Genomic DNA, 10,863 nt, shown 5'->3' with positions numbered 1-10,863 from the left:
TGTACACCCTACTATAGTTATATAGACCTTATGTGGAGGTGCTCATGGCACGTAAAAAAACTCAAGCTTACTCTGAAGAATTCCGAAAAGAAGCAGTGAAACGCTGCGAAAAACCGGGCGTCACTCAAGCTCAAGTTGCTAAAGAACTTGGAATTAGCTCCCAACAAATCGCGAACTGGAAGCGTCAATTTATGCGCTTATCTGATAAACAATTCAACTCTGTTAATGGCGTCGATTACTCAAAAAATGAGAGTGAAGAACTTCGTCGTTTAAGGCGAGAGAATAAACAGCTTCAAGAAGAAATGGATTTCCTAAAAAAGGCTGCGGCGTACTTCGCCAGAAACCAAGAGTGAAGTACGCCATTATCAAAGAGTATGAAGAGCAGCATTCCAAGGCTTTAATGTGCCGGGTTATGCGTGTCTCACGCACTGGTTACGCTAATTGGTGCAAGGGTTCTATCTGTGACCGCGATAAACGTCGACAACTAATGACAGCTAAAGTGTTGGATACCTATGAAGACTTTGAAGCTGGCTGCAGATTCTGGCCCATTCCGATCACTCATTCTGGTTTTAACCGATCATCATTTCTGGAACTTTTCGACCATTGATTCTGGTTTTATTCGATCACTTTTTCTGGATTTCCAGAATCAGTGATCAGATACCAGAATTGATGATCAGATACGCCGGAATACGCAAGCTGGCTATGGATCGAGAAGAATAGCGAAAGAGTTAAACGATCTTGGTTACCCTTGTTCAGAGAATTACATTGCTAACATTATGAAGTCTCAAGGCATTAGGGCGCGTAACGGTAAGGGTTTTAAATACAGCCGCCATAGCCTTACGATGGTAAACGTGTCTGAAAATATTCTATGGCGTGACTTTAACGCTAAACATCCAAATGAAAAGTGGACGACAGATATCACTTATATCTGGGTTAAGGATAAATGGCTTTATCTGGCTACTGTGATGGATTTATATTCACGTTGCATTGTTGGTTGGGCGCTTGATGAAACGATGACTGAGGCGCTCGTGACAAAAGCGCTAAGTGTTGCTCTCGCAAGAAGAAAACCTAAACCTGGCCTTATATTACACTCTGATCGCGGTGTTCAGTATCGCGCACAAGGTTATGTCGACTTTGTCGCGAATAGTCAGCTTAAGCAGAGTATGAGTCGTAAAGGAAACTGTTGGGATAATGCACCGATGGAATCTTTCTTTAGTCGACTAAAAGTTGAATTGATTTATGCAAAGAATTACCAGTCGATGGATGAAGCAAGAACAGGTATATTTACCTACATTGAAGTCTTTTATAATCGAAAGAGAAGACACTCAGCTATAGGGAATATAAGTCCTGTTGAATTTGAAAATCGAACTGCGTTAGTTGCGTAGTTATAACTGTCCACTTTTCGTGGGGCACACCAAACTAAAAGGTACGTTTGATATCCCTGTAGAAGTTTTCGTGTGAACCTAATGCCATCAACTCAAGGGTAAGTACACCTTCGTCATAGCTATAGCCAAGTAACGTAAGTTGCTTAATCATCTTAAATTTATAAACTCTAAGAAACGCAAGATCACCTCGTTTCTGCTCACCTAAAAGTGGGTCTTTAACAAGCTCTTTTACAGCATTATCCAAGTCTTTCTTCTGGTTAGGTTTTAATTTCTTTACTGCTTTTTTAAAAGTTGGCGTTTGTAAAATATTCTCAACTTTAGCCAAAGTCGTAGCGCTCCAACTTACCTGCTTCTTTTTCTGCTTGGGCAATAATGGCTTGCTTTACAAACTCATATGGCAAATCAGGGTTATCTTCCATCATTTCACCAATTTTTGCCCAATGTTCAATCTGCTTTGGTGGCGTCCTATTGTAAGCCTTAGCCATAATGGTGGCTTTTTCAATAAGATCTTGGTCTAATCTTACGCTATTAGTTGCCATAGTTAATGCTCCTGTAACAATCTGCATTAATTGTGGCATATTGCTACAAATAAATAAAGTTATAACCAACGGCTCAAACGGACTCCGTAACAGTCGCACCTTTTTTGTTCCAAAAAAGTCGCCACAGTTACTACGCCGTTTAGCCGGGCGTTGGTATGACTCCCCACGTCAAGCAAACTGCACAAATTCCTGCCGATAGCACGGCCAGAGTTTTTTCTTTTTTAGTCAACTTCTTTTGTTTAAGAAGCATTAGCGCATCAGATGAAGCAGATAATTTCGACGGTTATCATGCTGGTATTCGTGGGTTGCTCTTTTTTTAAAGAACCTATCCGACCTTACTTTTTACGTCGTGGTGTCTGTCTTCAGTCTATGCTCGTGGATCAATGCGATGAAGCTACATTGCCTACCTAACGCCGTCGGTGATTACACCACACTCGTTGCTTGACCCAATGCGCTAACGCTAAACTCATTAAGCTGGTACTCTTGATAAACGTGTTTTTGGGTCGACCTTAAGTCAAATGACTTCTCGTGATATCGACCAGATAAAGGCAATCATTTCACGGGCTATTGCGGTCACGACCACATTGTAATTTTGACCGCGCTTCATAAGCCTCTGATATCGTTTTCACAGCCTTAGTTGCGCTTGCCATGCTTGATCGATAATCTCCTTAGGTAGACCTTCCTGTCTTACCTGCATTTCTTTGGATATTCGTGCGCTATACCGATAGCTGTGCGCTCCCTCAATCAACAGTTTCTGACGCGTCCATTACCGCACTTTGTAATGCTGCCAAGTTTTCGTTTATCGCGACTAGAATGCTCACTCGGGGTGAGCCCGACATAGCTCATTAGCTTTCTAGGCGTATCAAATCGGCTTAGATCACCAAGCTCACACACTACGCCTGTTGCGATGAGGAGGCGTATTCCACGCATCGCTTGTATTGCTTTAACGACAGGATAGTAGCGCCACTTCTTAACTTGATGAGTGAGCTCGTTGTCGAGTCGTTTTAATCGCTTAGTGCGCTCATCAATAGTCTGAATCATTTCTTGTAAAACGATTTGCTGGCAAGGGTGCGGAAGCACCATTTCGGTTAGCCATCGCATATGTTTTAACGACCAGTTAGCGGTACCTGTATAACGTATATTATTCCTAAGCAGCATCGATTTAAGTTGATGCTTCGCATCGTTTAAATCTCGCATGGCTGCTTCTCGTGCGCGAGATAAGTCACGCACCGCTTCATCTTCGGGTTCAGGTACGTAGATTGGGTCAAGGTCATTGTTCTTCAGTAGTCGAGCGAGTTTCTGAGCGTCTCGTTTATCTGTCTTCACTCGCTCACCAGGTTTCTTGGGGATGAGAGATGGCGCGACTAAGAAACAGCAGTGACCAAGGCTGGTGAGAAGTCGATAAATCCAATAACCACAAGGGCCTGCTTCATAGACAAAGTGAAGTGTCGCATGCGGGTATTTCGATTGTAATTGTCGAGCAAGTTTTACAAAGCCTGCTTTGGTGGACTGAATGCGGCCTAGGTCGATAACTTCTGAGGTACGGTAATCAAGGGTATAAGCGACTTGAGTTTGTTCTTTGTGAGTATCTAAACCAATAAATAGTATGTTATCTTTTTGCATGGTGCTGGCCTCTAATTTATAGCGTAACAACTATAATATGGCTCGGCCTTTGCTAACCCACGAATTGGAGGTCAGCACTCTTTAGTGGGGAGTCATTATGTCTAAATGCAATAAGGGAAGTCGGCAATTGAGTAAAGAACTTTGAGCATTGTTGTTGTATTAGTTGTTTTAATTCTAATCGGGTTATTAGTTAGTCGTATCTTTACGAATCATAGAAACAAAGCTAATACCATTTGCTCTAATTGTGGTCATAACTTTGAGAGTACAACTGGAAAGTTAATTAAAGTATTAAGAGGCCCATCTCCTCTTTAAAATTAAACGAATGAATAAGGAAGTTCAATGAAAGCAAAAGTAGCAGTATTTGGATCATTAAGGTTTCCTCCAGATAATACCGAAAAAGTATTACCACACTTAAATGCTTTAGTTCGTAGCACTCACGAAAATGATGGATGCATTGCGTACGATGTTGCGGAAGATCCATTCGATAAGGGCTTAATTCGTTTTTCAGAGTTGTGGCCGAATCGTGAGAGCTTAAATGATCACCTAAGTGCGCCGCACATTAAACCATGGCGAGAGCAGGCTAAAAAATATGGGTTATCTGAGCGCGTATTTAATTCGTGTGATTTGTTATCAGACTCTGTTGCGGTATAGCCTCTAGTCACATAACCAATTATGCCAGCACCACCCATATAGTGCCTCGAACTGGGCTCTGTGTCGTTACATTTTCTGCTGATCACCTCTTGCCTGCTTTTTAAGCGTTATCGATTTAAGGCTCGTCTAATAAAATCGTCATGATCGTACTTATGTTGTTAGTTAAACCGCCCTCGAATATAGGGTTATGACGTTGATTAGATTCATTTACACCTGTATAGCGAGCTCGCACCGTCTTTTGGTGTGTTGCCTAATTATGCTCTTAGTGGTTTGATTTTTCTTCTGTAAGGCAATGTTTTTATTATTTTTTTCGACTTAGAAAAACTATATGGTGTAAAGTAAAGGTTTGGTATGTTGTCGTTTACGATGTTTTTATAGGAAGTATCTATGGAACCCTTACAAGCTCTCCGACGAATTTTTACAGAAGCTGAGGAACTTGAGTCAGCAGACGAATTGCTGAACCTGATTGTTGCCAGAGTCAAAGATGTAACCGGCTCGGACGTTTGTAGTATCTACCTTCAAGATGAGATACAGAAAGATTGGGTTCTTGTTGCTTCAGAAGGCCTTTCGAATAACGCGATTGGCTCCGTTCGTATGAAAACAGGTGAGGGCCTGGTTGGCTATATTTGTGAGAACCAGACGCTTTTAAATCTAGAGGATGGTTCTCAGAATCGTTACTACAGATACTTTCCGGAAACGGGAGAAGAGCATTTTTCCGGCTTTTTGGGTGTGCCAATTATTAGTTTTCGTCGCCTCATTGGCGTACTGGTTATTCAGTGTAAAGATAAACGGCTTTTTTCTGCTGAGGAAGAAGCTTTTCTAATTACGATAGCAGCTCAACTGGCAGGGCCTTTATCCTCAGTACTTAAGCAGGAGAGTTTGGCTGCGATTGTTAACAAGGATGTTAGTGATCAAATAAAAGTCAGCGGGGTAAAGGGGGCACCTGGCATTTCGATTGGGCTCGTTAAGGTTATTGCACCCTTTAAAGATTTAGCTTGCGTTGAAGAAGAGAGCGTGACTGATATTGACTCAGAGATCAGGTCTTTTCGTGACGCGATTGCATCTGTCAAGCTCGAGATCGAAGCAGGTGAAGACAAGCTGGCTTCATCTTTAACTCAAGAGGTTCAGGCTTTGTTTGGTGTATACCTGATGTTGCTTGAGAATGATGCCATCGTTGTCGATACAGAGACGCTAATCCAAGAGGGCTATTGTGCTTCTTACGCTTTGAAGCTCGTTATTGACCGCCATGCCAAGCAGTTTGAGTCGATGGATGATCCATACTTACGTGCTCGATCAGAAGATATCCGTCATTTGGGTTTGCGTATCTATGCCAGCATTAATGCGCATGACTTTAATGTCCAGCTGCCAAATGAACCCTTTATTCTGCTTTCAAAGAATTTAAGCATCGCCGATATTGCTGAATATGCGAATCAAAATTTGGTTGGCTTGGTATGCGTGGATGGCTCGGTTTTATCTCATGCGGCCGTTCTGGCCAGTGCTCTCGGCATTACCGCAATCATGGGTGTCGGTGATCTTAATTGGTCAAAGGTTGAGGGTAGTGTTGCTGTCATGGATGGTTATAGAGCGCAGGTCATTTTTAATGCCTCGCCTCAAATGCAGCGGGAATATCAAAGGCTGGCAGCACAAGAAAACCGATTGATGTCAGGGCTTGATAAGCTTAAGGATAAGCCCGCCGAGACCAGTGATGGTTATCGTATCAATCTTTATGCGAATACAGGTTTGCTTGCCGATTTATCTCCAGGGCTAGAGAGAGGCGCAGAAGGAGTAGGCTTATACCGTTCTGAAATTCCTTTTATGCTGCATGAAACATTTCCAACCGAAGATGAGCAAACTGCTGTTTATCGGAAAATTTTAGAGGCTTATGCGCCGCGCTCTGTTTACATGCGCACCCTTGATATAGGTGGTGATAAAGCTTTGCCGTACTTCAGCTTTGAGGAAGATAACCCTTATCTGGGTTGGCGTGGTATACGTTTTACACTTGATAATAGTAGTATTTTTCTGGCTCAGATTCGAGCGTTACTTCGTGCAAACCTTGGGATTGGCAATATGAAAATTATGTTGCCGATGGTTAGCCGTGTAGAAGAAGTGGATGCGTTCAGAGAGTTGCTTGACCAAGCAGTGGCTCAGCTACTTGCAATGGGGCTTAAAGTTGCAAAGCCAAGCGTGGGTATAATGGTAGAGGTGCCAGCAGCAATGATGGCCCTGCCACACCTATCAAAGCGAATTGACTTTATATCTATTGGTTCTAATGATCTAACGCAGTACCTACTTGCAGTGGATAGGAATAATCCGAAGGTCTCTGACTTATATAACTTTCTAAACCCGGCGGTATTGGCAAGTATTAATCATATTGTATGTACTGCTCAATCCCGTCGACTTAAGGTGTCTTTGTGTGGTGAAATGGCCTCTGACCCTGTAGCGGTTATTTTACTACTTGGAATGGGGATCAATACACTAAGTATGAGTGCCTTTAATATTCCCAAGGTTAAGTGGGTAATTCGTTCGTTTTCGCATAAGAAAGCCAGGCAGCTTCTAACAAAAGCGCTGAATCTCGAAAATGAAAGCTGTATACGTGAGATGCTTGAGGATGAGCTCGAGAGTGCTGGTTTGGGGGGCTTGATTCGAGCGGGGGCTTAGCGTTTGCGCAAATAAAAAATCCCTTTTAAAGAGCTGGCGCGCATTAAGAGGGATTCGATAAGTGCTTTTAGTCTTCTAGAACTGTAGGAAGTTGCTTGCGATGGCTCCAATGGCAACGACAAGTGATACCACTGCAATCATATTCGCCTTCTTGGCTTGCTGAACATAAGGCTGCATATCTTGCTGAACTTGGATTTGTGCCTGTGCGGCACTTACTTTCGCTGCGACGGCCTCGGCAGCACTGCTCGCGGCTTTTTCACCCATAGCGGTTCCTGCTTCGGCGCCAGTCTGGGTTGCTATATCTTTTATTTGCTGTAGTGCAGCAGGGGAAAGATCGGCACGACTTTCAATCAGGTCTCTAACTGCTTTGATCTCTGCAGTGATCTGGTTTTGGAACTGAACACCGGTTTGCTTAAGGCTGGCGTCGAGTACTGACTGTGAAACATGGTTGACGTTCTGATCTTGCCTTGCGCTAAGTTTACGTATTTCACTCTGATTCTCGTGAATATTTGTTTCAAGACGATGCAGCGAGCCGCTGATTGGTTGTAGCGCATCTTCGATCGCTCTGGCGATTAGTTTGGATGATACTTTTTCGATTAGTTCCTGGCTCATTTCTTCTTCCTCTTCCTCTGGGGAGCTGGTCGCAATAGGTTCTTGTTCTAATGGTTCGCTTTCAGTACTACTTAATTCAGGTAGATCACCTGTATCGAGAGTGACTGCGCTGAGTTCTTCTGGCTCGGCTGAATCGGCCGCAATATCAGGAGCAGGGCGACTGTTAAGTTCTTCGATAAGTTCAGCTAATCTATCTGGCTTTGCGGGCTTGCCTAGCATGGCGTAGGCACCGGAAGATAGCATTTCTGCTTCATACTCTGGCCCTTCCTTAGAGGTGTACATAAGGATAGGGATATGCGCTGTTTTGGGGTTTTGACTGATCTCTCGAGTGGTAGCCAAGCCGTCCATTCCGGGCATCATATGATCCATGAATATAAGATCGGGCAATGGTGAGCTTTCTAAATAGCTTAAAGCTTCTTCGCCTGATTCCACCATATTAACTTCGAGGCCGTTCTTTTGAACAAGTCGACTGAGCATTATCCGTGCGGATTTTGAATCATCGACGACCAGCGCTGTGTTGACAGCCATGCTTTCTCCTAAAAACAATGCGATATATGCTTTAAGCATAGATGATTTCAGGAAAAGTACTGCAGTTTTTGTGTGGCTTATGTAAGAAAAAGTGAAATTAGTTCAGATGGGTGTTGAATTTGGTAATCGGCTGGCCATTTTTTGGCCGATTTGTGACACTTAATATAGCCGTATAGCGCACTTACTGTAATCATTTCAGCAGCTTGACCTGCTTGAATGTCTCTTTCGTGATCGCCAGCGTAGACGATATTACCGGGCGCAAGGCCAAGTTGCTTTGCTGCTAAAAGAAGGGATTCTGGGTCAGGCTTGGATTTGCGGACATCATCGGGGCAGAGTGTCACACGGCTTCGTTTGTCTAGGTCCATACGCTGTAATAATAGATCGGTGTAGAGGCGAGGTTTGTTGGTGATAATTCCCCAGGGAATGTCTTTGTCTTCACAAAGAGTGAGAACCTCTTCCATGCCGTCAAAGAGCTTGGCATGCTTTCCTACTAGCGATTCATAGCGTTCCAATAACTCTTGTCTAAGTGATTCAAAGGGCTCGGTGCCGGGTTCGCCGCCAAAGCCGATTTTTACCAAAGCCCTTGCGCCATCGGACACAGTATTACGAATCGTGTCGGCTGGAAGCTGGTTTCGTCCGTGACTTATCAGTTGTTCATTGAGAACCTGAACAAAATCATTGGCTGTATCAACGAGTGTTCCGTCCAGGTCAAATAGTAGAGCGCTAATTGTCATTATGAATGTCGTTTATGAGGGGGTATAAGCTAATCGATTGGCTTGGTGGCATGTACCAGGTAATTGACATCGACGTCTCGCGCTAATTTGTATTCTTTTATTAATGGGTTGTAGACCATGCCGGTAATATCTTGAAAGTCCAGTTTTGCCTTGCGGATGTAACTTGTTAGCTCAGATGGCTTGATAAATTTCTTATACTCGTGCGTGCCTTTCGGTAGCATCTTTAGTAGGTGTTCGGCGCCAACAATGGCAAACATAAAAGCTTTAGGGTTACGATTGATTGTTGATAAGAATAGGTCGCCGCCAGGTTTCAGAAGCTTTGCACAAGCCGCTATAACTGAAGAAGGGTCTGGTACGTGTTCAAGCATTTCCAGGCAGGTGACGACGTCATAGGTGCCTGCTTCTTCGTCAGCAAGGGACTCTACGGTGATTTGTCGATAGTCAACTTCAACACCTGATTCAAGACCGTGTAGCCTTGCTACAGAAAGTGGGGCTTCACCCATATCAATACCCGTTACGTAGGCACCGCGCTGACATAGCCCTTCAGAGAGGATCCCACCGCCACAGCCGACGTCTACAACTTTTTTGCCGGGAAGGTGAGCGCGTTCATCAATATAGTTAAGACGAAGCGGGTTGATGTCGTGAAGCGGCTTAAACTCGCTTGATTTGTCCCACCAGCGACTAGCCAGTGCTTCGAATTTAGCGATTTCATTTGGATCGACGTTTTTTGCGGCTGTTTGGCTCATGTTTCTCTATTCGTGTGTTATAAATATTTCTAGAAGGCGTTTATTGTCAGCTTTCTGTCGACGAGCGAATTTTAGCTGCCCAGCTCTTGGCTTTAACAATAATTTCCTGCGTGTCCATATATTTTAGTTCGCCTTCTTCAAGAAGGAGTTTTCCGTTTACCCAGTTATGGCTTACTTGGTTGGACGCGACTGAGTATACAATATCTGAGATTGGATCAAAGCTCGGTTGGCTATTTAATGCATCCATTTTGATGGCAATCAAATCTGCTGCTTTGCCTATCTCTAGTGAACCAGTAATTTCTTCGATGCCTAAGGCTGCAGCGCCATTGATGGTTGCCATCTCGATTGCACTGGCTGCATCGATCGCGCTTGCGTCTTTTGCGACTGCCTTTGCAAGCAGGGCGGCGGTACGCATTTCGCCAAACATATCGAGGTCATTGTTACTGGCCGCACCATCGGTACCCAGGGCAACATTAACGCTTTCTGATATTAGCTGGGCGCTAGGGCAAAAGCCGCTTGCAAGTTTAAGGTTCGATTCGGGGCAGTGTATTACATGTACTTTGTTGCTGGCTAAGGATTCAATATCTTGTTCGTTTAGTTCTGTCATGTGTACGCATTGCAGGGCGAACTTATCTGAAATTAACCCTAAGTCGACGAGCCTTTGTATGGGGCGCTTATTGTTTTGCTTTACAGCTTCCTCTACTTCAAATGCTGTTTCATGAAGATGGATTTGAACTGGTATATCATGCTCAATTGCCAGATCTCTGATGTTTTCCAAAGGCGAGTCTGAAACGGTATAGGGTGCGTGAGGTCCGAAGCCGATCTCGACGAGATCACTGTCAGCGTAATCTATGGCAAGGCTTAAGGCTTTTTCGATATATTCTTCAGGTCCGCTGCCCCAAACGGTAGGGAAATCTAATATTGGGCAGCATAGATGGGCGCGTATGCCGTACTGCTCGGCGACTTGGGCGGATATGTTAGGGAAGAAGTACATGTCGCTAAAGCAGGTGGTTCCGCCTCTCAGCATTTCTGCTATCGCCAGTTCGGTTCCGTCACGGACAAAAGCCTCAGATACCCATTTTCCCTCGGCAGGCCAAATATGGTCGTTGAGCCATTCCATAAGCGGCAGGTCGTCAGCGAGACCACGAAACAGCGTCATTGCACTATGGCCGTGAGCGTTAACGAGCCCGGGCATTATGGCGTGCTCGTTCAGTTCATATGTGTTTTTAGCTTGATATTTGGTTTGGGCTTTAGCGCTTGCAAGTATGTCTACGATTTCGTCATCTCTAATGGCAAGGCTGTAATGCTCATAACAGGTGTTTCGTGGTCGAACAGGGATGATATAACGAGCATGGATTAGCGTATCAACTGTTTGCGCTTGTGGCAT

11 protein-coding genes and 1 pseudogene are annotated in these 10,863 nt (G+C 44.2%); 5 read left to right on the top strand and 7 right to left on the bottom strand.

Annotated features, from left to right (window positions below):
- Nucleotides 1–44 precede the first annotated feature (44 nt).
- Genes A3729_RS21080 through A3729_RS21070 form a run of 3 tightly spaced genes read left to right on the top strand, consistent with a single transcriptional unit; the run spans nt 45 to nt 1,385 of the window.
- The gene (locus A3729_RS21080) at nt 45–353 is read left to right on the top strand and encodes a transposase (RefSeq protein WP_068553100.1); all 309 of its coding nucleotides are present in this window, start codon (nt 45–47) and stop codon (nt 351–353) included.
- Entirely contained in the window at nt 350–607 is a 258-nt protein-coding gene (locus A3729_RS21075) for a hypothetical protein (RefSeq protein ID WP_068553031.1), read from the top strand. Before A3729_RS21080 ends, A3729_RS21075 begins: the two co-directional genes overlap by 4 nt.
- 58 nt (nt 608–665) lie before the next feature.
- Nucleotides 666–1,385, top strand: a complete 720-nt coding sequence (locus tag A3729_RS21070; RefSeq protein WP_068553102.1) for an IS3 family transposase — start codon at nt 666–668, stop codon at nt 1,383–1,385.
- Between the two features lie 34 nt (nt 1,386–1,419).
- On the opposite strand, the gene A3729_RS21065 is transcribed toward A3729_RS21070, so the two are convergent.
- From A3729_RS21065 to A3729_RS21055, 3 genes and pseudogenes are all read right to left on the bottom strand, one after another.
- Nucleotides 1,420–1,710 carry a type II toxin-antitoxin system RelE/ParE family toxin gene (locus A3729_RS21065; RefSeq protein WP_068509843.1) on the bottom strand — a complete coding sequence of 97 codons (291 nt, stop codon included), beginning with the start codon at nt 1,708–1,710 and terminating at the stop codon, nt 1,420–1,422.
- A complete protein-coding gene (locus A3729_RS21060; protein ID WP_068509845.1) occupies nt 1,703–1,924 on the bottom strand; it encodes a hypothetical protein in 222 nt (73 codons plus the stop codon). The genes A3729_RS21065 and A3729_RS21060 overlap by 8 nt, the downstream gene beginning before the upstream one ends.
- 514 nt (nt 1,925–2,438) lie before the next feature.
- Nucleotides 2,439–3,547: pseudogene (locus A3729_RS21055) on the bottom strand (IS110 family transposase).
- A 339-nt stretch (nt 3,548–3,886) separates the two neighbouring features.
- Between A3729_RS21055 and A3729_RS21050 the strand changes: the two are divergent.
- Complete coding sequence (locus A3729_RS21050) at nt 3,887–4,198, top strand: putative quinol monooxygenase (RefSeq protein ID WP_068509848.1); 312 nt, start codon at nt 3,887–3,889, stop codon at nt 4,196–4,198.
- A gap of 387 nt (nt 4,199–4,585) precedes the next feature.
- A complete protein-coding gene (ptsP, locus tag A3729_RS21045) occupies nt 4,586–6,856 on the top strand; it encodes a phosphoenolpyruvate--protein phosphotransferase (protein ID WP_068553103.1) in 2,271 nt (756 codons plus the stop codon).
- A 75-nt stretch (nt 6,857–6,931) separates the two neighbouring features.
- Here ptsP and A3729_RS21040 read toward each other — a convergent pair whose 3' ends face one another.
- The 4 genes from A3729_RS21040 to A3729_RS21025 form a co-directional block, all read right to left on the bottom strand.
- Nucleotides 6,932–7,996 (bottom strand): response regulator, encoded by a 1,065-nt coding sequence (locus A3729_RS21040; RefSeq protein ID WP_068509852.1) that lies wholly within the window; start codon nt 7,994–7,996, stop codon nt 6,932–6,934.
- Between the two features lie 77 nt (nt 7,997–8,073).
- On the bottom strand, nt 8,074–8,730 hold the full coding sequence (locus A3729_RS21035) for an HAD family hydrolase (protein ID WP_068509853.1): 657 nt from the start codon (nt 8,728–8,730) through the stop codon (nt 8,074–8,076).
- 29 nt (nt 8,731–8,759) lie between these two features.
- On the bottom strand, nt 8,760–9,476 hold the full coding sequence (gene ubiG, locus A3729_RS21030; protein ID WP_068506969.1) for a bifunctional 2-polyprenyl-6-hydroxyphenol methylase/3-demethylubiquinol 3-O-methyltransferase UbiG: 717 nt from the start codon (nt 9,474–9,476) through the stop codon (nt 8,760–8,762).
- Between the two features lie 46 nt (nt 9,477–9,522).
- Nucleotides 9,523–10,863 (bottom strand): TRZ/ATZ family hydrolase, encoded by a 1,341-nt coding sequence (locus tag A3729_RS21025; protein WP_068553105.1) that lies wholly within the window; start codon nt 10,861–10,863, stop codon nt 9,523–9,525.

It is taken from the genome of Oleiphilus sp. HI0043, assembly GCF_001634935.1.
Note: the sequence above shows the minus strand (reverse complement) of the source record. Positions and strands in the feature narration are given on the sequence as shown.